This is a genomic window from Pseudomonas cyclaminis, from assembly GCF_015163715.1.
In the GTDB taxonomy this organism is placed as follows: domain Bacteria; phylum Pseudomonadota; class Gammaproteobacteria; order Pseudomonadales; family Pseudomonadaceae; genus Aquipseudomonas; species Aquipseudomonas cyclaminis.
The window spans coordinates 99,542-122,145 of the sequence record NZ_JADDUM010000036.1; the positions used below are offsets into that span (position 1 = coordinate 99,542).

Sequence of the window (22,604 nt, forward strand, 5' to 3'; positions counted from 1 at the left end):
GCTTCACTGAACTGGAAAGGCAAACCAATGCAGCGTCTGTATCGGAAACGCATCGTTCTCGGCGTCGGCGGCGGCATTGCCGCCTACAAGAGCGCAGAGCTGGTTCGCAGGCTCCTGGACCAAGGCGCCGAAGTGCGCGTGGTCATGACCCGTGGTGGCAGTGAGTTCATCACCCCCCTGACCATGCAGGCCTTGTCCGGCCACCCGGTTCACCTGGACCTGCTGGACCCGGCGGCCGAAGCCGCCATGGGCCACATCGAACTGGCCAAATGGGCCGACCTGGTGCTGATCGCCCCAGCCACCGCGGACCTGATCGCCCGCCTTGCCCAAGGCATTGCCGACGACCTGCTGACCACGCTGGTACTGGCCACCGACGCCACCGTGGCCATCGCCCCGGCCATGAACCAGGCCATGTGGCGCGATCCGGCCACCCAAGCCAACACTCAACTCCTGCAAAGTCGTGGCCTCAAGGTGTTCGGCCCGGCGTCCGGCAGCCAGGCCTGCGGCGACGTGGGCATGGGCCGCATGCTCGAAGCCACCGACCTGGCCCTGTGCGCCGCAGAGTGCTTCCAGCACCTGGCCCTGACCGGCAAGCACGTGCTGATCACCGCTGGCCCGACCCAGGAAAACATCGACCCGGTGCGCTACATCACCAACCATAGCTCAGGAAAAATGGGCTTTGCGCTGGCAGAAGCGGCGGTCGAGGCAGGCGCCCGTGTCACCTTGATCACCGGACCGGTGCATTTGCCGACCCCTGATCGCGTCACGCGAATCGACGTAGTCAGCGCCCGGGACATGCTCGCGGCCTGCGAAGCGGCCATTCCCTGCGACCTGTTTATCGCCTCAGCAGCGGTTGCGGACTACCGCCCGGAAGTCGTCGCCCCGCAAAAGCTCAAGAAAGACCCTACAAGCGGCGACGGCCTGCTCCTGCAAATGGTGCGCAACCCGGACATCCTGGCCACCATCGCCACCCGTCCAGACCGCCCGTTCAGCGTCGGCTTCGCGGCCGAGACCGAACACTTGCTGGACTACGCCGCACGCAAATTGAAAGACAAAAACCTCGACCTGATCGTTGCCAATGATGTCGCCAACCCGAGCATCGGCTTCAACAGCGAGGAAAACGCCTGCAGCGTGATTGACCGCGACCTGCACGCGACCCTTTTCGCCCAGACCAGCAAGGGCAAGATTGCCCGACAACTGATCTCTTTTATCGCCCAACGGCTGAACCAGGTTTAATTTCCATGCACGCTTTGCAAGCCAAGATCCTCGACCCACGCATCGGCACCGAATTCCCACTGCCGGCCTACGCCACCCCTGGCTCCGCCGGCCTGGACCTGCGCGCCATGCTCAAGCAAGACACCCTGCTTGAACCGGGCCAGACCGTCCTGATTCCGACCGGCCTGTCGATCTACGTGGGCGACCCTGGCTTGGCGGCGCTGATCCTGCCGCGCTCCGGCCTGGGTCACAAACACGGCATCGTGCTGGGCAACCTGGTCGGTCTGATCGACTCGGACTACCAGGGCGAGCTGATGGTGTCGTGCTGGAACCGTGGCCAGACTGCCTTCAACATCGTGGTCGGCGAGCGCATCGCCCAGCTGGTTCTTGTGCCGGTAGTGCAGGCGCACTTCGAACTGGTGCAGGAATTCGATGAAACCCAGCGCGGCGCAGGCGGCTTCGGGCATTCCGGCAGTCTCTGACTAAGCTGAACCTGGCCGAGTGTTTCTGCCCGGCCAGACGCCACCGCATGGCTTTTCAGGATGAAGAATGCGCGGAATTTATCAGCGAGATTTCCATTGTGAAATCAATGTATTACGCAGAAAAAAGCCAGGCCGCCAAACGCCGATGGCATTTTTGCACCACGAACTCTCTGCCGAAAACACCGTCATACCCTTCAGTTTAAGCCTGCCGGTCAGCCACATTAAGGCCAGCCTTGCCCCCTTCAGATGGAGTTTCCCCCCGCGATGAGTACCGCAGCCCGAGTAGCCCCGACATTTCCCGACAGCATTTTTCGCGCCTATGACATCCGTGGCGTGGTGCCCAAGACCCTGACCGCCGAAACGGCCTACTGGATTGGCCGCGCCATTGGCGCCCAGAGCCTGGCCCAGGATGAGCCCAACGTTTCGGTCGGCCGCGACGGTCGTTTGTCCGGCCCGGAACTGGTGGAACAACTGATCCAGGGCCTGGCCGACGCCGGTTGCCACGTCAGCGACGTCGGCCTGGTGCCAACGCCGGCGCTGTACTACGCCGCCAACGTCCTGGCCGGCAAATCAGGGGTGATGCTCACCGGCAGCCACAACCCGTCGGACTACAACGGTTTCAAGATCGTCATTGCTGGCGACACCCTGGCCAACGAACAGATCCAGGCCCTGCACACTCGCCTGAAGACCAACGACCTGACCAGCGGCAAAGGCAGCATCACCAAAGTCGACATCCTGCCGCGCTACTCCGATGAAATCACCCGCGACGTCAAGCTCGCCCGCCGCCTCAAAGTGGTGGTGGACTGCGGCAACGGCGCGGCCGGCGTGATCGCGCCGCAATTGCTCGAAGCGCTGAACTGCGAAGTGATTCCGTTATTCTGCGACGTTGATGGCAACTTCCCGAACCATCACCCGGATCCAGGCAAACCTGAGAACCTCGTGGACCTGATCGCCAAGGTCAAGGAAACCGGCGCTGACGTCGGCCTGGCCTTCGACGGTGACGGCGACCGCGTCGGTGTAGTGACTGAAACCGGCGAGATCGTCTTCCCCGACCGCTTGCTGATGCTGTTCGCCCGCGACGTAGTGGCGCGCAATCCCGACGCCGAAATCATTTTCGACGTGAAGTGCACCCGTCGCCTGACGCCGCTGATCAAGGAATACGGCGGCCGTCCGCTAATGTGGAAGACCGGTCACTCGTTGATCAAAAAGAAAATGAAGGAAACCGGCGCCCTGTTGGCCGGCGAAATGAGCGGTCACGTGTTCTTCAAGGAGCGCTGGTTCGGCTTTGATGATGGTATTTACAGCGCCGCTCGTCTGCTGGAGATCCTCAGCAAGGAAAAATCCACCTGCGATTCGCTGTTCCAGACGTTCCCGAATGATATTTCTACGCCAGAGATCAATATCCATGTGACCGAGGAGAGCAAATTCAGCATCATTGACGCACTGCACGATGCGCAATGGGGCGAAGGCGCCAACCTGACCACCATTGATGGTGTGCGAGTCGATTACGCCAAAGGCTGGGGCCTGGTTCGCGCGTCCAACACCACACCGGTGCTGGTCCTGCGTTTCGAGGCGGATACCGAGGCTGAGTTGCAGCGCATCAAGGACGTGTTCCACGCCCAGTTGAAACGTGTTGCCCCTGATCTCCAATTACCGTTCTGATTTTTTACCGGAGCCCTGAATGACCCTCGAACGCGAAGCCGCTGCCAACACCGCCAAGGTCCTGTCCGAAGCGTTGCCTTACATTCGACGCTATGTCGGCAAGACGCTGGTGATCAAGTACGGCGGCAATGCCATGGAAAGCGACGAGCTGAAAACCGGCTTTGCCCGCGACATCGTGTTGATGAAAGCCGTCGGGATCAACCCGGTGGTAGTACACGGTGGCGGCCCGCAGATCGGCGACCTGCTCAAGCGTTTGTCGATCGAGAGTCACTTCATCGATGGCATGCGCGTCACTGACGCGCAAACCATGGACGTGGTGGAGATGGTCCTCGGCGGCCAAGTGAACAAAGACATCGTCAACCTGATCAACCGCCACGGCGGCAGCGCCATCGGCCTGACCGGCAAGGACGCTGAGTTGATCCGTGCGAAAAAACTGACCGTAACCCGTCAGACGCCGGAAATGACCCAGCCGGAAATCATCGACATCGGCCAGGTGGGCGAAGTGATCGGCATCAACACCGACCTGCTGAACCTGCTGGTCAAAGGCGACTTCATCCCGGTGATCGCGCCCATCGGCGTGGGCGCCAATGGCGAGTCCTACAACATCAACGCCGACCTGGTGGCGGGCAAGGTTGCCGAAGCGCTGAAAGCTGAAAAGCTGATGCTGCTGACCAACATCGCCGGCCTGATGGACAAGGAAGGCAAGGTTCTGACCGGCTTGACCACCCAACAGGTGGACGAGTTGATCGCCGACGGCACCATCTACGGCGGCATGCTGCCGAAGATCCGTTGCGCGCTGGAAGCGGTGCAAGGCGGCGTCGGTAGCTCGCTGATCCTGGATGGCCGAGTGCCGAACGCGATCCTGCTGGAAATCTTCACCGATACCGGTGTGGGCACGCTGATCAGCAACCGCAAGCGTCCCTGATTTATAAAACACCAAAAAACCGCAGTTTCTTACGCAACCTACGAAAGTACGTATACATGTACGGAACGTTCGTCAGGCAAAGTAGAATCTGCGGTTTTTTATGCGCAATGGAAACGCGGCCTACAACGATGATCACAAAAACGCGGCTGAAGCTTTTTCAGTATTAATAGGTATTTCAACACTCACTGAAATCATCATAAAAGGTGAAACACCTAGACTTTTTTCATCGTGATAGCTATTTTCAACATTCGCTGAAAAGGGCTTAATTAATGAAAGAACTCGAAATTCACTCCAGAGATGCGCTGCGAAGCCTCCTGAGCAAGGTGCCGATTCTCGAGATTAAAAGCCTCAAATCTATGCCTCCTTCAAAAGGCTGGACTCCCGACTTCATTATCGAGATTAACGCATCAGGCAAATCACACCCCCTGGTGTGCGAGGTAAAAGCAAACGGCCAGCCCCGATTCATAAACGCAGCAATACTTCAGCTTCGCGACTATGTGAGCGAGCAAAGGCCAGAGGCTACGCCTATCGTGGTAGCGCCCTATCTTTCACCCGTAGCAAGACAACTGTGTCGGGAAAAGGGGGTGGGATATCTGGACCTGGAAGGTAATGCCTGGATCTCGTTCGATGGTGTATTCATTGATCACAAAGTAGCTGACAAGCCGCTCTCGGAGCACAGGGAGCTTAAGTCTTTCTTCAAACCGAAATCAGCGCAGATCATACGCGCGATGCTTCGGGATCCGGGCCGAGCCTGGCGGGTGGTAGAACTGTGCGAAGCCGCCGGGGTGAGCTTGGGACAAGTCAGCAATGTCCGCACAGCACTACTGAATCGAGAATGGGCAAGAGCGACAAACGACGGCGTATGTCTATCCGATCCTCAAGCGCTCCTGGATGCATGGGCCGAAGCATACGAGCCTCCATCAGGAGAGCGTAAGAGCTTCTATACCACCTTACATGGCAGCGCATTGGAAAATGCCGCGCGCATCGCTATTGGAGAAAGGAGCGGCGGACACGCACTTTTTTCGTCCTTTTCTGCCGCTCAATGGCTCGCACCCTATGCCCGTATCAGCACGAATTACTTTTATGCCGACACTGAAGGGCTAGAGAGACTGGTTAAAGCACTACAGTTGGTTCCCGCATCAAAGGGAGAGAACGTTGTCATCACTTTACCTAACGACGAAGGACTCCTACTAGACACCGTTGAACCCGCACCGGGCGCCCTGTGCACCAGCCTCGTTCAGACATATTTGGATCTATCGGTTGCGGGAGAACGCGGAAAGGAAGCCGCCGAATATCTACGACAGGAAAAACTGACATGGTCTCGTTAATCCCTCAAGAACCTCAATCCGCCTCAGATTATGACGACAGAACGACAGCTGCCGTGAAGGCGGTATTAGTCGAGATCGGTCAGATCCTTGGTTCCTTCAAAGGCAAGTTTGCAGTGATCGGTGGAGCGGTGCCTTGGCTCCTGCTGGCGAACGACGATATGCAGCACGTTGGAACCCTCGATGTCGATTTGAGCTTGGACGCAGAGGCTCTCGGTGATGGCGAGTACGCGACGTTGATTGAAGCACTGATGGGTAATGGGTACGAACAAAGAGGAGAACTGCGGCGATTCCAGCTCGTTCGCCAGGTTCCCGTGCAAGACGGTGGATCGGCGATAGATGTGATCGTGGACTTCTTGATGCCGCGCGACGCCGAAATCATCCAGAACAAACCTCCCATTCTCAACGACTTTGCAGTTCAACGCGCTGACGGTGCCGACTTGGCGATGCGCTTCTATCAAATGGTTGCCATTGAAGGCTCCATGCCTACGGGTGGCAAAAATCGTGTCGAGGTCGCAGTGTGCTCGATCCCCGCCCTGCTGGCGATGAAGGGATACGCCCTGAACGGAAGGCACAAACAGAAGGACGCATATGACATCTACTACTGCGTCCGTAATTTCCCCGGTGGCGTGCAAACGCTTGCAAAGGAATGTCGATCCGTACTGGAAACCGGGAGTGGAGAACAGGGGTTTCAGTTCATCGGCGAAAAGTTTGATATCGCCGAAGGCTATGGCCCGACCGCCGTAAGGCGATTCGTCGAAGACAGCCAAATACTCGGAAACCGCACACCGGACCAATGGCAACAAGACGCTTTCGGGCAGGTTGACGCTTTATTGCGCGCCTTGCGACTGCGGGAGTAGCAGCCCCCCCAAATCCGAGCTGAAAAAAGGCCCCGATCAATTGAATGGAACGGGGCCTTTTTTAGTATGGCGGTTATTGAACGCCGAATTGCTCGCGGTACGCACGCACCGCCGGCAAATGCTGCTTGAGCTGCGGATCATCTTCCAGGAACTGCAACACCTGGTTCAACGACACGATGCTCACCACCGGAATGCCGAAATCGCGCTCCACTTCCTGGATCGCCGACAAGTCACCGTTGCCGCGCTCCTGGCGGTTCAGTGCGATCAACACGCCAGCAGCCTTGGCGCCGTCCTGGGAAGCGATGATCTGCATCACTTCACGGATTGCGGTGCCGGCGGTGATGACGTCGTCGATGATCAGTACGTCGCCGGTCAGCGGCGCGCCCACCAGACTGCCGCCTTCGCCGTGAGCCTTGGCTTCCTTGCGGTTGAAGCACCAAGGCAGATCCCGCCCGTGATGCTCAGCCAAAGCCACTGCCGTTGTGGCCGCCAGGGGGATACCCTTGTAGGCCGGGCCAAACAGCACGTCGAAGGGAATACCGCTTTCAACGATGGCTGCCGCATAGAAACGACCCAACTGAGCCAGGGCCGAACCCGAGTTGAACAAGCCTGCATTGAAGAAGTACGGGCTGGTGCGCCCGGACTTGAGAGTGAACTCACCGAAGCGCAAAACGCCGCGATCGATGGCAAAACGAATGAAATCGCGTTGATACGCCTGCATGAAAAAAGCCTCAGATACCACGGATTTAGCTAATTAGGTAGACGGCGTGTATCATACACGCACGCGATTTTTGGGGCCATTTATGCGGATCATCAGTGTGAACGTTAATGGTATTCAGGCTGCAGTCGAGCGTGGTTTGCTCAGTTGGCTGCAAGCTCAGAATGCCGACGTCATCTGCCTGCAGGACACCCGCGCCTCCGCCTTTGAACTGGACGACCCAGCCTTCCAACTGGATGGCTACTTCCTTTATGCCTGCGATGCCGAAGTGCCCACCCAAGGTGGCGTGGCTTTGTACTCGCGGTTGCAACCCAAGGCGGTCATCAGCGGCCTCGGCTTCGAGACAGCCGACCGCTACGGGCGCTACCTGCAAGCCGATTTCGACAAGGTCAGCATCGCGACCTTGCTGCTTCCTTCGGGGCAGAACGGCGATGAAGACTTGAACCAGAAGTTCAAGCTAATGGACGATTTCGCCCGTTATCTGGATAAACAGCGGCGTAAACGTCGTGAGTACATCTACTGTGGCTCGCTGTACGTGGCGCAACAGAAGCTGGATATCAAGAACTGGCGCGACAGCCAGCAATCCCCAGGCTTCCTGGCGCCGGAACGGGCCTGGATGGACGAGATTGTCGGCAACATGGGCTATGTGGATGCCCTGCGTGAAGTCAGCCGTGAAGGCGACCAGTACAGCTGGTGGCCGGATAACGAACAGGCCGAGATGCTTAATCTGGGCTGGCGTTTCGACTACCAGTTGCTGACCCCAGGTCTGCGCCGGTTTGTTCGCAGCGCACGCTTGCCACGCCAACCACGTTTCTCGCAGCATGCGCCGCTGATCGTGGACTACGACTGGACACTGACCATCTAAGGTCTTTTTCCAGGCACAAAAAAACCGACATCGCTGTCGGTTTTTTTGTGGGCGATCATTATTTAACCAGACGCCAGGTCCACGGGTATCGGTAAGCCGTGCCGTTATTGGCTTTGACGCCACCAATAATGGTCAGCACCAGCGCTGCAACCACCAGCACCAACATCAGCACAAAGCCGATCACCACAAAACCCAGCACCATGCAGACCAGCCAGGCGATGGCCACGGTAATTTGGAAATTCAGCGCTTCCTTGCCCTGATCATCGATAAGCGGGTCCATATCCTTCTTGATCTGCCACACGATCAGCGGCCCCAACAGGCTGCCAAAGGGGAATACCAACCCCAGAAACGCCGCGAAGTGACACAACATCGCCCACTGGCGAACTTCCTTGGTCGGTGCCGGGACCGGCAATTGACTGTCACTCATGGCGCTTCTCCTTGAAGGCGGCTTAGTCAGCCAGTGCGGCGTTCTGCAGTTCGAAGATTTCGGTCATGCCTTTCTGGGCCAGGGCCAGCATTGCATTCAGGTCGGCCGGCTGGAATGGCGCGCCTTCTGCGGTGCCCTGCACTTCGATGAAACCACCGGTGCTGGTCATCACGACGTTCAGGTCAGTCTCGGCAGCCGAGTCTTCCAGGTAGTCCAGGTCCAGCACAGGCTCACCCTGGTACATGCCAACCGATACAGCAGCGATCATCTGCTTGAGCGGGTCGCCGCCTTTCAGGCCGCCACGTTTCTTGATCACTTTCAGTGCGTCGACCAGGGCCACCATCGCGCCGGTGATGGATGCGGTACGGGTGCCGCCATCGGCCTGGATCACGTCGCAGTCGACGTACAGGGTCACGTCGCCCAGCTTGGACATGTCCAGGGCTGCGCGCAGGGAACGACCGATCAGGCGCTGGATTTCCAGGGTGCGGCCGCCTTGCTTGCCACGACTGGCTTCACGCTGGTTACGCTCGCCAGTGGCACGCGGCAGCATGCCGTACTCGGCGGTCAACCAACCCTGGCCCTGGCCCTTGAGGAAGCGCGGCACGCCGTTTTCGACGCTGACGGTGCAAATCACCTTGGTATCGCCAAACTCGACCAGTACAGATCCCTCGGCGTGTTTGGTGTAGTTGCGGGTGATGCGGATCGAGCGGAGCTGATCGGCAGCGCGACCACTTGGACGTTTCATAGGGGATACCTGTACTGAGGACGAAAAACTGCCGAGCATTATAGAGCCGCGAGCCGATTCGGGGCACTGCTAAAAAATCCGGTTACGAATGGACAGCCTATCGCCCATTGTTTGGGCGCGCTCGCCCCACTGCGCTACAATCCTGCGCCTTCTTAACCATCAGCCCGTGTTTGCGGGACTGCATCGCGAGGTACCTCCATGGTGCACAGCATGACCGCCTTCGCCCGCGTCGAAAAAGCCGGCGCCCAAGGCACCCTGAGCTGGGAGCTGCGCTCGGTCAACAGCCGCTACCTGGAGCCGCACCTGCGCCTGCCGGAATCATTTCGCGACCTCGAAGGCGCCGTGCGTGAAGCCCTGCGCCAGGGCATCTCCCGCGGCAAGCTGGAATGCACCCTGCGCTTTACCGAAGAGACCACCGGCAAACCACTGCAAGTGGATCGCGAGCGCGCAGCGCAACTGGTCGCCGCCGCCGAGACCATCGCCGGGCTGATCAAGCAACCCGCCGCGTTGAACCCCCTGGAAGTGCTGGCCTGGCCAGGCGTGCTGGTGGCCGATGCCACCGACCCGCAAGCCCTCAACGCCGAAGCCCTCGCCCTGTTCACCCAGGGTTTGAAGGAACTCAAGGCCGGCCGCGAGCGCGAAGGTGCCGAACTGGCCCGCCTCATCAACGAGCGCCTGACCTCGATAGAAGCCGACGTGATCACCTTGCGCGAGCTGGTGCCGCAGATGCTCGCCACCCAGCGCCAGAAGGTCCTCGACCGCTTCACCGACATGAAGGCCGACCTCGACCCGACGCGTTTGGAGCAGGAAATGGTCCTGCTGGCCCAGAAGAGCGACGTCGCCGAAGAACTGGATCGCCTGAGCACCCACATCCTCGAAGTGCGCCGCGTACTCAAATCCGGCGGCGCCGCCGGTCGGCGCCTGGACTTCCTGATGCAGGAACTCAACCGCGAAGCCAATACACTCGGCTCCAAGGCATTTGACCCGCGCAGCACTACGGCTGCGGTCAACCTCAAAGTGTTGATCGAGCAGATGCGCGAACAAGTACAGAATATTGAGTAAGGCAACTTTCATGACCCACAGCACCGGCACCCTTTACATCATTTCCGCCCCTTCGGGCGCGGGCAAGAGCAGCCTGGTCAAGGCCCTGACCGACGCTGACGAGCAGATCCGCATCTCGGTCTCCCACACCACCCGTGCCATGCGCCCGGGCGAGGTGAACGGCGTGCACTATCACTTCGTCGAACGCACCGAGTTCGTCAAGATGATCGAACACGGCGATTTCCTGGAGCGCGCCGAAGTGTTCGGCAACCTCTACGGCACTTCGCAGAGCCACCTGCAGCAGACCCTGGACGAAGGCCACGACCTGATCCTGGAAATCGACTGGCAGGGCGCCGAGCAAGTGCGCAAGCTGATGCCCCAGGCGCGCTCGATCTTCATCCTGCCGCCTTCGCTCGAAGCCTTGCACCAGCGCCTGACCAACCGTGGGCAGGACAGCGACGAGATCATCGAAGGCCGCATGCGCGAAGCCGTCAGCGAAATGAGCCACTACGTCGACTACGACTACCTGATCATCAACGACGATTTTTCCCACGCACTGGATGATCTGAAAGCGATTTTCCGCACTAATCAGCTCCAGCAAAAGCGTCAACAGCAGCGTTTCGGTAAGTTACTGGCCGAATTACTCGGCTGATTAGCGCTTCCCAAAACCGCTGCAAGGGCTTTACATTGGCACTTGCAGCGGTTTTGCGAGGGCTTGCGAAAAATCAGCGCTTCCCTAAACGCTGGTGATTTTTTAAACTGTTTAGTCCGCTCGCCCAACCGGGCAGCGCGCATCTTGCATCCGCTCCGAGGAATATCATGGCCCGCGTAACCGTTGAAGACTGCCTAGACCACGTGGCAAACCGCTTTGAGCTGGTCATGCTCTCTACCAAGCGTGCCCGTCAACTGGCCACTGGCGGCAAAGAGCCTCTGGTCCAGTGGGAAAACGACAAGCCTACCGTTGTAGCCCTGCGTGAAATCGCTGAAGGCCTGATGAGCTACGAGTTCATCGCCAACGCTGAAATCGTTGAAGACGAACCGCTGTTTGCAGCGTTCGAGGACGAGTCCAACGAGGCCGTCTAAGCCTATGCCTGGTCGACGTAGCACGGCGCGGGGTCAAAGCCTTCGGCAGGAGTTCACATCTTGCCGAGCATAGACGCCCTCGCCGATCGCTTATCGACCTACCTCGGTCCCGACCAGGTCAACCTGGTCCGCCGAGCGTATTTCTACGCCGAACAAGCCCACGACGGCCAACGCCGCCGCAGCGGTGAGGCGTACGTCACCCATCCTCTTGCGGTGGCAAATATTCTTGCCGACATGCACATGGACCATCAGAGCCTGATGGCCGCGATGCTGCATGACGTGATCGAAGACACCGGCATTGCCAAGGAAGCGCTCAGCGCGCAATTTGGCGAAACCGTGGCCGAACTGGTCGATGGGGTCAGCAAACTGACCCAGATGAACTTCGAGACCAAGGCCGAAGCCCAGGCTGAAAACTTCCAGAAGATGGCCATGGCCATGGCCAGGGATATCCGCGTGATCCTGGTCAAGCTGGCCGACCGGCTGCACAACATGCGCACGCTGGAAGTGCTGTCCGGCGAAAAACGCCGGCGCATCGCCAAGGAAACCCTGGAAATCTACGCGCCCATTGCCAACCGGCTGGGTATGCACGCCATTCGTATCGAGTTCGAAGACCTCGGCTTCAAGGCCATGCACCCGATGCGGTCGGCGCGCATCTACCAGGCGGTCAAACGCGCCCGTGGCAATCGCAAGGAAATCGTCAACAAGATCGAAGAGTCGCTAAGCCACTGCCTGGCGATCGACGAGATTGAGGGCGAGGTCAGCGGTAGACAGAAGCACATCTACGGCATCTACAAGAAGATGCGCGGCAAGCGTCGGGCCTTTAACGAAATCATGGACGTGTACGCGTTCCGGATCATCGTCGACAAGGTCGATACCTGCTACCGCGTGTTGGGTGCTGTACATAATTTGTACAAGCCCCTGCCAGGCCGCTTCAAGGACTACATCGCGATTCCCAAGGCCAACGGCTATCAGTCACTGCATACCACGCTGTTCGGTATGCACGGCGTGCCGATCGAGATCCAGATCCGCACCCGCGAAATGGAAGAGATGGCCAACAACGGCATCGCCGCCCACTGGCTGTACAAGTCCAGCGGCGACGAGCAACCGAAAGGCACCCATGCCCGTGCCCGTCAGTGGGTCAAAGGCGTGCTGGAAATGCAGCAACGTGCCGGCAACTCCCTGGAATTCATTGAGAGCGTGAAGATCGACCTGTTCCCGGACGAGGTCTACGTGTTCACGCCCAAAGGCCGGATCATGGAGCTGCCCAAAGGCTCCACGGCGGTCGACTTCGCTTACGCGGTGCACACCGACGTGGGCAACAGCTGCATCGCCTGCCGGATCAACCGGCGCCTGGCCCCACTGTCTGAGCCGCTGCAAAGCGGCTCCACCGTGGAGATCGTCAGCGCGCCGGGCGCACGCCCGAACCCGGCATGGCTCAACTTCGTAGTGACCGGCAAGGCGCGCACGCACATTCGTCACGCCCTGAAACTGCAGCGTCGCTCCGAGTCCATCAGCCTCGGCGAACGCCTGCTGAACAAGGTACTCAACGGCTTCGACAGCGCCCTGGACAAGATCCCACAGGAGCGCGTGCAAGCGATGCTCCACGAGTATCGCCAGGAAACCGTCGAGGACCTGCTGGAAGATATCGGCCTGGGCAACCGCATGGCCTACGTGGTCGCTCGCCGGCTGCTGGGCGAAGGCGAGCAGTTGCCAAGCCCCGAAGGCCCGCTGGCGATTCGCGGTACCGAGGGCCTGGTGCTCAGCTATGCCAAGTGCTGCACGCCGATCCCGGGCGATCCGATTGTCGGCCACCTGTCCGCAGGCAAAGGCATGGTCGTGCACCTGGACAACTGCCGCAACATCACCGAAATCCGTCACAACCCGGAAAAATGCATCCAGCTCTCTTGGGCCAAGGATGTCACCGGCGAATTCAACGTCGAGCTGCGCGTGGAGCTGGAACACCAGCGCGGCCTGATCGCCCTGCTGGCCAGCAGCGTCAACGCGGCCGACGGCAATATCGAAAAAATCAGCATGGACGAACGCGATGGTCGCATCAGCGTGGTCCAACTGGTGGTCAGCGTTCACGACCGCGTGCACCTGGCCCGCGTGATCAAGAAGCTGCGCGCCTTGACCGGTGTGATCCGCATCACCCGCATGCGTGCATAACCCACCCTCTTACAAGGAGTCATTCATGACCAAGACTGTTATCACCAGCGACAAGGCCCCGGCGGCCATCGGCACTTATTCCCAGGCGATCAAGGCAGGCAACACTGTCTACATGTCCGGCCAGATCCCGCTGGACCCGAAGACCATGGAACTGGTGGAAGGCTTCGAAGCACAGACCGTGCAGGTTTTCGAAAACCTCAAGTCTGTAGCCGAAGCGGCGGGCGGTTCGTTCAAGGACATCGTCAAGCTGAACATCTTCCTCACCGACCTGAGCCACTTCGCCAAGGTCAACGAGATCATGGGCAAATACTTCGAACAGCCTTACCCAGCCCGCGCCGCCATCGGCGTTGCTGCTCTGCCAAAGGGCGCACAGGTTGAGATGGACGCGATCCTGGTCATCGAGTAAAACACCCGGCGCAGCCTTCACAGGCCGCGCCGACTTCGTTTTAAAAGGATTTCATGATGCGCAAAGCGCTTGTAGCCACTTCGTTGCTCGCCCTGATGCTCGGCGGCTGTGCCAGCAACCCGGCCGACCTGGATGTGAGCGGCACCTGGATCAACCAGGTCGCCATCGATGCGGCAGCCAAGGGCGGCCCTTTGCGTGAAGCGCTCCAGAGCTTTGGGCCGAACCTCGAATGGGAGGTCAATTCCAAGGCTGCGCAGGCGCGCTACTACAACGGTTTTGAAGTTGCCGAAGGCAAGCTGCTCGGCGAGCAGTCCGGTGCCTGGAGCGTGGATTTCTACGGCAGCTCCGCCACTGAACTCAAGCGCAAAGGCAAGCAACTGCTGCAAGTGGCCAACGACAACGAGCCAGAACAGCTATTTGCCCGCGCCAAAGACCCCGCCCCTGAAGGTGCGCCACTGGGCGCGAACTTCGAACGCGCACTGTATGCGGCCTATATGGGCGGCGACTGGAAAATCACTGACGGCTTCGGCAACGGCGCCACGGTGCAGTTTCAGGCTGACGGCAAAGTCGCAGGCTTACCGGGCGTCGACCGGTACTCGCTGTGCCTGGCAGGTGATTGCGCGTCAATGAGCGGCGGCTACGACAGTATGTGGCTGCAACTCAACGGCGTAGGCAATCCATGGATTTTTGCCCGCAAAGGCAAACAGCTGGAAATCTTCCAGGCAGTCAACACCGCACAGGCCGACGAAGTGCCTTCGTTTACACCTGGGCCACGGCAGTGGCTGCTGGAAAAACCGTAAAAAAGGAGCCCTCGGGCTCCTTTTTCAGTTAGCGCTTCCCTTCAAGGATTGCGGCATAACCCTCGCGAAAACTTGGATAGGTCGGTGTCCACCCCAATGCCTTGATCCGGGCATTGCTGCACTGCTTGCTGCCCGCACGCCGCACACTGGCGTCTTCGGACCATTCGGTCACACCCAGGTACTCGCGCAACCAGTCCACCACTTCGGCCAGTGGCGCAGGCGCATCGTCGACACCGATGTAGACGCTGTCCAACGACCCGCCCTTTTCCACATGACGCAACAAAAACGCCAGCAAGCCCGCGGCATCATCCGCGTGAATGCGGTTGCCATATAAAGGTGGGTCGATTGCTACGCGATAGCCTTGGCGAACCTGGGTCAGCAGCCACTCGCGGCCGGGGCCATAAATGCCGGTCAGGCGCACAATGCTGGCTGGGATGCCGCTATTGAGCGCGACCTGCTCAGCCTCCAGCATCACCTGCCCGGAATACCCCTTCGCTTGAGTCTGCGACGTTTCGTCGACCCACTCGCCATTCTGTTGTCCGTACACACTGCTGCTGGATACAAACAGCAGGTGCTTCGGCTCTTGGCCGTAATCACCCAGCCACTCCAACACATGTTTCAGTCCTTGTACGTAAGCGGCGCGATAACCGGCTTCGTCGTGATCCGTCGCGGCAGCGCAATACACCAGGTAATCCACCCCGCCGATGGGCCAGGTGTCGGGGCAATCCTTATTGAACAGGTCGCCGGCTATGCCGATCACGCCATCGGGCAGACGCGAAATATCGCGGCGCAGGCCATGAACCTCCCATTCCGAGGCCAGCAATTGGCTAGCCAGGCGACTACCCACATCGCCGCATCCGGCAATCACAACAGAAGGTGCAGACATCACAAAACTCCATTCTCAAAGGTCTAGATTAGCCTTCTCGGCTGACCAGCGGCCAGAAAAAGCACAAATAAAGTTACTGTATTACTTCTGTTAACAAGAATTACTTGCAATAATGACCACCCATTTGTCCTCGGCCGTTTAGGGTCTGGTAGGACGATCACTCATTTTTCCTCTCAGGTCCGGCCAGCATGACACGTAATACAACCCCCGCTTCGCCAACCCCGTCCCGCGCCTGGCGCGCGATTGCAGCGCTGGTGTTCAGCGTATTGCTGGCACCGACCGCCGCATTCGCTGATGCCACCGCCCCAGCCACCCCGGCTGCCGCCGAGCACAACCTTGCAGCCCCGGCCGCTCCCGCTGCTACGCCAGCCGCCACCGACCCGACCCTGGCTGCAGATCCTGCTGGCGCCGACGAAACCGGCGTAGTACTGGAAGAAGACAACACGCTGGGCATGGCCCACGACCTGTCCCCATGGGGTATGTATCAGAACGCAGACGTCGTGGTGAAAGCCGTGATGATCGGCCTGGCCATCGCCTCGATCATCACCTGGACCATCTGGATCGCCAAAGGCTTCGAGCTGCTGGGTGCCAAGCGTCGTCTGCGTACTGAAATCGTCCACCTGAAAAAAGCCACCACCCTCAAGGAAGCCAGCGAAAGCGCGACCAAGAAGGGCACCCTGGCCAACACCCTGGTGCACGATGCGCTGGAAGAAATGCGCCTGTCGGCCAATACCCGCGAAAAAGAAGGCATCAAGGAGCGCGTTGCATTCCGCCTTGAGCGCCTGGTTGCAGCCTGTGGCCGTAACATGAGCAGCGGCACCGGCGTCCTGGCCACCATCGGTTCCACCGCACCGTTCGTCGGCCTGTTCGGCACCGTGTGGGGCATCATGAACAGCTTTATCGGCATCGCCAAAACCCAGACCACCAACCTCGCCGTCGTTGCCCCAGGCATCGCCGAAGCCCTGCTGGCAACCGCCCTGGGCCTGGTTGCGGCAATTCCTGCGGTGGTGATCTACAACGTCTTCGCCCGTTCGATTGCCGGCTACAAAGCCCAGGTATCGGACGCGTCGGCAGAAGTCCTGCTGCTGGTCAGCCGCGACCTCGATCACCTGCCTACCGAGCGCAGCTCGCAACCGCACATGGTGAAAGTGGGGTAATCGGCCATGGGCCTGCATTTGAATCAAGGCGACGATGAACTCGTCGAGAACCACGAAATCAACGTCACGCCGTTTATCGACGTCATGCTGGTACTGCTGATCATCTTCATGGTGGCCGCGCCCTTGGCCACCGTGGATATCAAGGTCGATCTGCCCGCGTCCAGCGCCAAGCCTGCGCCGCGGCCTGAGAAACCGGTGTTCCTCAGCGTCAAGGCAGACCAACGCCTGTTCCTGGGCGAAGAAGAAGTCAAAGCTGAAACCCTGGGCCAGGTGCTCGACGCCAAGACCCAAGGCAAGAAAGACACGACGATCTTCTTCCAGGCCGACAAGGGCGTGGACTACGGCGACCTGATGAGCGTGATGGATGCCCTGCGGGCAGCCGGCTACCTCAAGGTAGGCCTGGTCGGACTTGAGACGGCAGCCAAGAAATGATCACGACGCGCCACAAACTGACGCGTTATGGCACCAGCCTCGCCGTCGTGCTGGGCGTGCATGCCGTCGCGATTGCTATCGCGCTCCACTGGTCGGCGCCGCACACCGTGCAGTTGCCACCGGCCGCCATGGTCATTGACCTGGCGCCGATGCCTGCGCCGCCGCCACCGGCTCCGCCGAAAGTGGTCACGCCACCACAACCGCCTGCACCGGTGGAAGAGTTGCCTTTGCCGAAGCTGGCCGAGGCACCCAAGCCAACGATCCAGGTGCCCAAGCCGGTCAAGCCCAAGCCAAAACCTCAGCCGCCCAAGCCGGTAGAGAAAAAGATCGAGCCGCCCAAGGAAAAACCTTCCGAGGATCCGCCGAGCGATGCTCCACCGACCAACGCGCCAGCCGAAAAATCGGCCCAGCCGGTTCCAGGCCCGTCGCCGCAGCAGATTGCAGCCAAGGCATCCTGGGAAGGCACGCTGCTGGCGCATCTGCAGAAGTACAAGAAGTACCCGCCAGGCGCCCAGGCGCGTGGCAAGGAAGGCCTGAACCGCTTGCGCTTCGTGGTCGATGCCGAAGGCAACGTGCTGTCCTACGAGTTGGTGGGCCGCTCCGGCAACGCCGACCTGGACCGTGCAACCCTGGACATGATCCGTCGTGCCCAGCCATTGCCCAAGCCACCGGCCGACATGGTGAAAAGCGGCAGTGTCGAGATCGTTGCACCGTTCGTGTACAACATCGAGAAACGTCGCCGCTGAAAATGACTGTGGCAAGGGGCAGCCCTTGCCACACTCAGCAAAATCCTGCGCATTCCCCGCTCAATCCCCAACAAACTTCTGATAACGTGCGTCTATCGATTGCAGCCGGTATGCTTGGCCCGCAACCTCATGGACGCCCGCTATGACTCTTACAGAATTACGCTACATCGTTACCCTCGCCCAAGAGCAGCACTTCGGCCACGCGGCCGAGCGTTGCCACGTCAGCCAGCCGACGCTGTCGGTGGGCGTGAAAAAGCTTGAAGACGAACTCGGTGTGCTGATTTTCGAGCGCAGCAAAAGCGCCGTGCGCCTTACGCCCGTGGGCGAAGGCATCGTTGCCCAGGCCCAGAAGGTCCTGGAACAAGCGCAAAGCATTCGCGAGCTGGCCCAGGCCGGCAAAAACCAGCTGACCGCACCGCTGAAAGTCGGCGCCATCTATACCGTCGGCCCTTACCTGTTCCCGCACTTGATCCCGCAACTGCACCGCGTCGCGCCGCAGATGCCGCTGTATATCGAAGAGAACTTCACCCACGTGCTGCGCGACAAACTGCGCAACGGCGAGCTGGACGCGATCATCATCGCGCTGCCGTTCAACGAGGCCGACGTGCTGACGCTGCCGCTCTACGACGAGCCGTTCTATGTGCTCATGCCCGCCTCCCACCCGTGGACGCAGAAAGACACCATCGACGCCGGCCTGCTCAACGACAAGAGCCTGTTGCTGCTCGGCGAAGGCCACTGCTTCCGCGACCAGGTGCTGGAAGCCTGCCCGACGCTGACCAAAGGCAACGACGGCGCCAAGCACACCACCGTGGAATCCAGCTCCCTGGAAACCATTCGCCACATGGTTGCGTCCGGCCTGGGCATTTCGATCCTGCCGTTGTCGGCGGTGGACAGCCATCACTACGCACCCGGCGTGATTGCAGTGCGCCCGCTCACACCGCCGGTGCCGTTCCGCACGGTGGCAATCGCCTGGCGCGCGAGCTTCCCACGGCCTAAAGCGATTGAGATCCTCGCCGACTCGATCCGCCTGTGTTCGGTGGCCAAGCCGCCTGCTGCGAGCTAAGCAAGGGTATGACAGAGCTGTCGCAGGTGTCGGTGACGGCACTCAAGGGTGTCGGTGAAGCCATGGCCGAGAAGCTGGCCAAGGTCGGCCTGGAAAACCTCCAGGACGTATTGTTTCACCTGCCCCTGCGTTATCAGGACCGTACCCGCGTGGTGCCCATCGGCCACTTGCGCCCTGGACAGGACGCGGTAGTCGAAGGCACCGTCAGCGGCGCCGACGTGGTCATGGGCAAGCGCCGCAGCCTGGTCGTGCGCCTGCAGGACGGCACCGGCGGCCTGAGCCTGCGCTTCTACCATTTCAGCAACGCGCAGAAGGAAGGCCTCAAGCGCGGCACCCGCGTGCGCTGCTATGGCGAAGCCCGGCCAGGCGCCTCAGGCCTGGAGATTTACCACCCGGAATACCGCGCGATTACCGGCGACGAGCCGCCGCCGGTGGACACCACCCTCACGCCCATCTACCCGCTCACCGAAGGCCTCACCCAGCAACGCCTGCGCCAACTGTGCACGCAGACCCTGACGATGCTCGGCCCCAAAAGCCTGCCCGACTGGCTGCCGCTGGAACTGGCCCGCGACTATCAATTGGCGCCGCTGGACGATGCGATTCGCTACTTGCATCACCCACCGGCTGACGCCGATGTCGACGAGCTGGCCCTCGGTCATCACTGGGCCCAGCACCGCCTGGCCTTCGAAGAACTGCTCACGCACCAACTGTCCCAGCAACGCCTGCGCGAAAGCATGCGTTCCCTGCGCGCCCCGGCGATGCCCAAGGCCACGCGCCTGCCTGCGCAGTACCTGGCCAACCTCGGCTTTGCGCCAACCGGTGCCCAGCAACGCGTCGGCAATGAAATCGCCTACGACCTCAGCCAGAACGAACCCATGCTCCGGTTGATCCAGGGCGATGTGGGCGCGGGCAAGACCGTGGTCGCCGCCCTCGCCGCCCTGCAAGCACTGGAAGCCGGTTACCAGGTGGCGCTGATGGCACCCACCGAGATCCTCGCCGAGCAGCACTTCATCACCTTCAAGCGCTGGCTCGAACCCCTGGGCCTGGAAGTGGCGTGGCTGGCCGGCAAGCTCAAGGGCAAGAACCGTGCAGCGTCCCTGGAGCAGATCGCCGGCGGCGCCCCGATGGTGGTGGGCACCCACGCGCTGTTTCAGGACGAAGTGAAGTTCAAGAACCTGGCCCTGGTGATCATCGACGAACAACACCGCTTCGGCGTGCAGCAGCGCCTGGCCCTGCGCCAGAAAGGCGTGGGCGGGCGTATGAACCCGCACCAGTTGATCATGACCGCCACGCCGATCCCACGCACGCTGGCCATGAGTGCCTACGCCGACCTCGACACCTCGATCCTCGACGAACTGCCGCCCGGCCGCACCCCGGTCAACACCGTGCTGGTCACCGACACCCGGCGTGTCGAAGTGATCGAGCGGGTACGCGGCGCCTGTGCCGAAGGGCGCCAGGCTTACTGGGTGTGCACGCTGATCGAAGAGTCCGAAGAACTCACCTGCCAGGCTGCCGAAACCACCTACGAAGACCTCACCAGCGCCTTGGGTGAACTCAAGGTGGGCCTGATCCACGGGCGCATGAAGCCCGCTGAAAAAGCCGCCGTGATGGCCGAATTCAAGGCCGGCAACCTGCAACTGCTGGTGGCCACCACGGTGATCGAAGTCGGCGTGGACGTGCCTAACGCCAGCCTGATGATCATTGAAAACCCCGAGCGCCTGGGCCTGGCGCAACTGCACCAACTGCGCGGCCGCGTCGGTCGGGGCAGCGCCGCCAGTCACTGCGTATTGCTGTACCACCCGCCGCTGTCGCAGATCGGTCGCCAGCGCCTGGGCATCATGCGCGAGACCAACGACGGGTTTGTCATCGCCGAAAAAGACCTCGAACTGCGCGGCCCCGGCGAAATGCTCGGCACCCGCCAGACCGGCCTGCTGCAATTCAAGGTCGCCGACCTGATGCGCGACGCCGACCTGCTCCCCGCCGTGCGCGATGCGGCGCAAGCCCTGATGGAACGCTGGCCGGATCACGTCAGCCCGCTGCTCGATCGCTGGCTGCGCCATGGGCAGCAATACGGCCAAGTGTGACGCCTGACTCACTTAAGCGACCTACAGGTGTATCAAGCTGGTTATACTTCGGTGACTGTACGTAATTGGATCAGGCCATGTCAGAAGTTGCCCTCGCCACAGCCCCACTGACCGCCCCGCCGGTCATTCGGGCTCTGCTCGCAAAACTCGCCATCCCCTACACGGAAGTTGCAGAACACCCTGGCCTGAATCCTGCGCGCAAGGTGCAGGCCGTGCTGCTGGAAGACGCCGTGGGCGCACTGATGGTGCTGTTCCCCCAGAACCAGTTGCTCGACCTCAACCGCCTCACCGAACTCACCGGTCGCCGCCTCATCGCTGTGTCGCCGGATCGCGTCAAACGCATGCTGGACAAGCATGAGCTGAGCCTGCTGCCGGGCCTGCCGGCACTCACCAGTTCGCCGTGTTTGTACGAAGGCAGCCTGCTCGACGAGCCGAGCCTGCTGGTGCATTCGGGCGAGGCCGGGCTGCTGCTGGAAATCGCCAGCGATGCGTTCAAGACCATGCTCACCAAGGCCAGCGCCGCGCACTTCGGCGAGCCGCTGAGCAATATCCGCCCGAACCTCGACCGCCCCAATGATGACCGCGAGGAAATCACCCAGGCCATGCAGGCGTTCACCGCCCGCCGCATCCAGCAACGCCTGGAAGCGACCATCGAGATTCCACCGCTGGCCGACACCGCGCAGAAGATCATCAAGCTGCGCGTCGACCCCAACGCCACCATCGACGACATCACCGGCGTGGTCGAGACCGACCCGGCCCTGGCCGCCCAAGTGGTCAGTTGGGCGGCGTCGCCGTACTACGCGTCACCCGGCAAGATCCGCTCGGTGGAAGATGCCATCGTGCGCGTGCTGGGCTTTGACCTGGTGATCAACCTCGCGCTGGGCCTGGCCCTCGGCAAGACCTTGAGCCTGCCCAAGGACCACCCGCACCAGGCCACGCCATACTGGCACCAGTCGATCTACACCGCCGCCGTGATCGAAGGCCTGACCCGCGCCATGCCCCGCGCCCAGCGTCCCGAAGCGGGCCTGACCTACCTGGCCGGCCTGCTGCACAACTTCGGCTACCTGCTGCTGGCTCACGTATTCCCGCCGCACTTCTCGCTGATCTGCCGTCATCTGGAGGTCAACCCGCACCTGTGCCACAGCTACGTGGAACAACATCTGCTGGGCATCAGCCGCGAGCAGATCGGCGCCTGGCTGATGCGCTACTGGGACATGCCGGACGAACTGTCCACCGCCCTGCGCTTCCAGCACGATCCGACCTACGACGGCCAATACGCTGAATACCCGAACCTGGTGTGTCTGGCGGTGCGTTTGTTGCGCAGCCGGGGGATTGGCTCCGGGCCGGACGAGGCCATTCCGGATGCGCTGCTGGAGCGCCTGGGCCTGAGCCGCGACAAGGCTGAGGAGGTGGTCGGCAAGGTGCTGGATGCCGAGGTGCTGTTGCGTGAGCTGGCGTCGCAGTTCAGTCAGGGCTGAATCTGGCGCCTGTCAGATAGCTATCGGGGGCAAGCCCC

At 60.7% G+C, this 22,604-nt stretch carries 22 protein-coding genes and 1 pseudogene; 19 read left to right on the plus strand and 4 right to left on the minus strand.

Going from position 1 to position 22,604, the window contains the following annotated elements; translation table 11 throughout:
* The first annotated feature begins 27 nt into the window (after window positions 1–27).
* The 6 genes and pseudogenes from coaBC (at window position 28) to IQK56_RS06080 (ending at window position 6,469) form a co-directional block, all read left to right on the plus strand.
* Window positions 28–1,236 carry a bifunctional phosphopantothenoylcysteine decarboxylase/phosphopantothenate--cysteine ligase CoaBC gene (coaBC, locus tag IQK56_RS06055; protein WP_016970585.1) on the plus strand — a complete coding sequence of 403 codons (1,209 nt, stop codon included), beginning with the start codon at window positions 28–30 and terminating at the stop codon, window positions 1,234–1,236.
* A gap of 5 nt (window positions 1,237–1,241) precedes the next feature.
* A complete protein-coding gene (gene dut / locus IQK56_RS06060) occupies window positions 1,242–1,697 on the plus strand; it encodes a dUTP diphosphatase (protein WP_032884403.1) in 456 nt (151 codons plus the stop codon).
* Between the two features lie 240 nt (window positions 1,698–1,937).
* Window positions 1,938–3,359, plus strand: a pseudogene (locus IQK56_RS06065) (phosphomannomutase/phosphoglucomutase); the annotation flags it as partial.
* A gap of 19 nt (window positions 3,360–3,378) precedes the next feature.
* Window positions 3,379–4,284 carry an acetylglutamate kinase gene (argB, locus tag IQK56_RS06070; protein ID WP_015886532.1) on the plus strand — a complete coding sequence of 302 codons (906 nt, stop codon included), beginning with the start codon at window positions 3,379–3,381 and terminating at the stop codon, window positions 4,282–4,284.
* Between the two features lie 269 nt (window positions 4,285–4,553).
* On the plus strand, window positions 4,554–5,612 hold the full coding sequence (locus tag IQK56_RS06075; protein WP_122307913.1) for a type IV toxin-antitoxin system AbiEi family antitoxin: 1,059 nt from the start codon (window positions 4,554–4,556) through the stop codon (window positions 5,610–5,612).
* On the plus strand, window positions 5,600–6,469 hold the full coding sequence (locus IQK56_RS06080; protein ID WP_122307914.1) for a hypothetical protein: 870 nt from the start codon (window positions 5,600–5,602) through the stop codon (window positions 6,467–6,469). Before IQK56_RS06075 ends, IQK56_RS06080 begins: the two co-directional genes overlap by 13 nt.
* Window positions 6,470–6,542: 73 nt before the next feature.
* On the opposite strand, the gene pyrE is transcribed toward IQK56_RS06080, so the two are convergent.
* Entirely contained in the window at window positions 6,543–7,190 is a 648-nt protein-coding gene (gene pyrE, locus IQK56_RS06085; RefSeq protein ID WP_193863524.1) for an orotate phosphoribosyltransferase, read from the minus strand.
* 82 nt (window positions 7,191–7,272) lie between these two features.
* Here pyrE and IQK56_RS06090 point away from each other — a divergent pair, with 82 nt between their 5' ends.
* Entirely contained in the window at window positions 7,273–8,052 is a 780-nt protein-coding gene (locus IQK56_RS06090; RefSeq protein WP_003195493.1) for an exodeoxyribonuclease III, read from the plus strand.
* Window positions 8,053–8,110: 58 nt separating this feature from the next.
* Here the strand turns inward: IQK56_RS06090 and IQK56_RS06095 are convergent, their stop codons facing one another.
* Together IQK56_RS06095 and rph are read right to left on the minus strand one after the other, a co-directional pair.
* The gene (locus IQK56_RS06095; RefSeq protein WP_032884406.1) at window positions 8,111–8,479 is read right to left on the minus strand and encodes a DUF4870 domain-containing protein; all 369 of its coding nucleotides are present in this window, start codon (window positions 8,477–8,479) and stop codon (window positions 8,111–8,113) included.
* 22 nt (window positions 8,480–8,501) lie between these two features.
* The gene (rph, locus tag IQK56_RS06100) at window positions 8,502–9,224 is read right to left on the minus strand and encodes a ribonuclease PH (protein WP_003213280.1); all 723 of its coding nucleotides are present in this window, start codon (window positions 9,222–9,224) and stop codon (window positions 8,502–8,504) included.
* A gap of 198 nt (window positions 9,225–9,422) precedes the next feature.
* On the opposite strand from rph, the gene IQK56_RS06105 reads away from it, so the two are divergent.
* From IQK56_RS06105 to IQK56_RS06130, 6 genes are all read left to right on the plus strand, one after another.
* Window positions 9,423–10,286: a YicC/YloC family endoribonuclease gene (locus IQK56_RS06105; protein WP_122307916.1), complete on the plus strand. Its 864-nt coding sequence runs from the start codon at window positions 9,423–9,425 to the stop codon at window positions 10,284–10,286.
* Between the two features lie 10 nt (window positions 10,287–10,296).
* On the plus strand, window positions 10,297–10,917 hold the full coding sequence (gene gmk / locus IQK56_RS06110) for a guanylate kinase (RefSeq protein ID WP_092355860.1): 621 nt from the start codon (window positions 10,297–10,299) through the stop codon (window positions 10,915–10,917).
* A 167-nt stretch (window positions 10,918–11,084) separates the two neighbouring features.
* On the plus strand, window positions 11,085–11,348 hold the full coding sequence (rpoZ, locus tag IQK56_RS06115; protein WP_017735757.1) for a DNA-directed RNA polymerase subunit omega: 264 nt from the start codon (window positions 11,085–11,087) through the stop codon (window positions 11,346–11,348).
* 60 nt (window positions 11,349–11,408) lie between these two features.
* A complete protein-coding gene (gene spoT / locus IQK56_RS06120) occupies window positions 11,409–13,514 on the plus strand; it encodes a bifunctional GTP diphosphokinase/guanosine-3',5'-bis pyrophosphate 3'-pyrophosphohydrolase (RefSeq protein WP_032884411.1) in 2,106 nt (701 codons plus the stop codon).
* A 25-nt stretch (window positions 13,515–13,539) separates the two neighbouring features.
* Entirely contained in the window at window positions 13,540–13,920 is a 381-nt protein-coding gene (locus IQK56_RS06125) for a RidA family protein (RefSeq protein WP_003176922.1), read from the plus strand.
* A gap of 56 nt (window positions 13,921–13,976) precedes the next feature.
* The gene (locus IQK56_RS06130) at window positions 13,977–14,720 is read left to right on the plus strand and encodes a hypothetical protein (RefSeq protein ID WP_150674501.1); all 744 of its coding nucleotides are present in this window, start codon (window positions 13,977–13,979) and stop codon (window positions 14,718–14,720) included.
* A gap of 28 nt (window positions 14,721–14,748) precedes the next feature.
* Here IQK56_RS06130 and IQK56_RS06135 read toward each other — a convergent pair whose 3' ends face one another.
* Window positions 14,749–15,606 carry an SDR family oxidoreductase gene (locus tag IQK56_RS06135; RefSeq protein WP_150674502.1) on the minus strand — a complete coding sequence of 286 codons (858 nt, stop codon included), beginning with the start codon at window positions 15,604–15,606 and terminating at the stop codon, window positions 14,749–14,751.
* Window positions 15,607–15,794: 188 nt separating this feature from the next.
* Here IQK56_RS06135 and exbB point away from each other — a divergent pair, with 188 nt between their 5' ends.
* From exbB to IQK56_RS06165, 6 genes are all read left to right on the plus strand, one after another.
* The gene (gene exbB / locus IQK56_RS06140; RefSeq protein WP_193863523.1) at window positions 15,795–16,763 is read left to right on the plus strand and encodes a tonB-system energizer ExbB; all 969 of its coding nucleotides are present in this window, start codon (window positions 15,795–15,797) and stop codon (window positions 16,761–16,763) included.
* 6 nt (window positions 16,764–16,769) lie between these two features.
* The gene (exbD, locus tag IQK56_RS06145) at window positions 16,770–17,195 is read left to right on the plus strand and encodes a TonB system transport protein ExbD (RefSeq protein WP_032884416.1); all 426 of its coding nucleotides are present in this window, start codon (window positions 16,770–16,772) and stop codon (window positions 17,193–17,195) included.
* A complete protein-coding gene (locus IQK56_RS06150; protein WP_122307011.1) occupies window positions 17,192–17,941 on the plus strand; it encodes a TonB family protein in 750 nt (249 codons plus the stop codon). Before exbD ends, IQK56_RS06150 begins: the two co-directional genes overlap by 4 nt.
* Before the next feature lie 142 nt (window positions 17,942–18,083).
* Complete coding sequence (locus tag IQK56_RS06155) at window positions 18,084–19,004, plus strand: hydrogen peroxide-inducible genes activator (protein ID WP_003213305.1); 921 nt, start codon at window positions 18,084–18,086, stop codon at window positions 19,002–19,004.
* A gap of 8 nt (window positions 19,005–19,012) precedes the next feature.
* A complete protein-coding gene (gene recG / locus IQK56_RS06160) occupies window positions 19,013–21,088 on the plus strand; it encodes an ATP-dependent DNA helicase RecG (RefSeq protein ID WP_122307017.1) in 2,076 nt (691 codons plus the stop codon).
* A gap of 77 nt (window positions 21,089–21,165) precedes the next feature.
* On the plus strand, window positions 21,166–22,566 hold the full coding sequence (locus tag IQK56_RS06165) for an aminoacyl-tRNA deacylase and HDOD domain-containing protein (protein ID WP_122307009.1): 1,401 nt from the start codon (window positions 21,166–21,168) through the stop codon (window positions 22,564–22,566).
* Window positions 22,567–22,604 lie beyond the last annotated feature (38 nt).

Excerpts from the sequence above, each read along its gene's own strand:
- IQK56_RS06135 (WP_150674502.1), bottom strand. The coding sequence starts at position 15,606 with ATGTCTGCACCTTCTGTTGTGATTGCCGGATGCGGCGATGTGGGTAGT.
- rph (WP_003213280.1), bottom strand. The coding sequence starts at position 9,224 with ATGAAACGTCCAAGTGGTCGCGCTGCCGATCAGCTCCGCTCGATCCGC.
- exbD (WP_032884416.1), top strand. The coding sequence starts at position 16,770 with ATGGGCCTGCATTTGAATCAAGGCGACGATGAACTCGTCGAGAACCAC.
- IQK56_RS06080 (WP_122307914.1), top strand. The coding sequence starts at position 5,600 with ATGGTCTCGTTAATCCCTCAAGAACCTCAATCCGCCTCAGATTATGAC.
- IQK56_RS06165 (WP_122307009.1), top strand. The coding sequence starts at position 21,166 with ATGTCAGAAGTTGCCCTCGCCACAGCCCCACTGACCGCCCCGCCGGTC.
- recG (WP_122307017.1), top strand. The coding sequence starts at position 19,013 with ATGACAGAGCTGTCGCAGGTGTCGGTGACGGCACTCAAGGGTGTCGGT.
- IQK56_RS06150 (WP_122307011.1), top strand. The coding sequence starts at position 17,192 with ATGATCACGACGCGCCACAAACTGACGCGTTATGGCACCAGCCTCGCC.
- IQK56_RS06130 (WP_150674501.1), top strand. The coding sequence starts at position 13,977 with ATGCGCAAAGCGCTTGTAGCCACTTCGTTGCTCGCCCTGATGCTCGGC.
- IQK56_RS06090 (WP_003195493.1), top strand. The coding sequence starts at position 7,273 with ATGCGGATCATCAGTGTGAACGTTAATGGTATTCAGGCTGCAGTCGAG.
- exbB (WP_193863523.1), top strand. The coding sequence starts at position 15,795 with ATGACACGTAATACAACCCCCGCTTCGCCAACCCCGTCCCGCGCCTGG.
- IQK56_RS06125 (WP_003176922.1), top strand. The coding sequence starts at position 13,540 with ATGACCAAGACTGTTATCACCAGCGACAAGGCCCCGGCGGCCATCGGC.
- dut (WP_032884403.1), top strand. The coding sequence starts at position 1,242 with ATGCACGCTTTGCAAGCCAAGATCCTCGACCCACGCATCGGCACCGAA.
- argB (WP_015886532.1), top strand. The coding sequence starts at position 3,379 with ATGACCCTCGAACGCGAAGCCGCTGCCAACACCGCCAAGGTCCTGTCC.
- IQK56_RS06155 (WP_003213305.1), top strand. The coding sequence starts at position 18,084 with ATGACTCTTACAGAATTACGCTACATCGTTACCCTCGCCCAAGAGCAG.
- rpoZ (WP_017735757.1), top strand. The coding sequence starts at position 11,085 with ATGGCCCGCGTAACCGTTGAAGACTGCCTAGACCACGTGGCAAACCGC.
- IQK56_RS06105 (WP_122307916.1), top strand. The coding sequence starts at position 9,423 with ATGGTGCACAGCATGACCGCCTTCGCCCGCGTCGAAAAAGCCGGCGCC.
- coaBC (WP_016970585.1), top strand. The coding sequence starts at position 28 with ATGCAGCGTCTGTATCGGAAACGCATCGTTCTCGGCGTCGGCGGCGGC.
- IQK56_RS06095 (WP_032884406.1), bottom strand. The coding sequence starts at position 8,479 with ATGAGTGACAGTCAATTGCCGGTCCCGGCACCGACCAAGGAAGTTCGC.
- gmk (WP_092355860.1), top strand. The coding sequence starts at position 10,297 with ATGACCCACAGCACCGGCACCCTTTACATCATTTCCGCCCCTTCGGGC.
- IQK56_RS06075 (WP_122307913.1), top strand. The coding sequence starts at position 4,554 with ATGAAAGAACTCGAAATTCACTCCAGAGATGCGCTGCGAAGCCTCCTG.
- pyrE (WP_193863524.1), bottom strand. The coding sequence starts at position 7,190 with ATGCAGGCGTATCAACGCGATTTCATTCGTTTTGCCATCGATCGCGGC.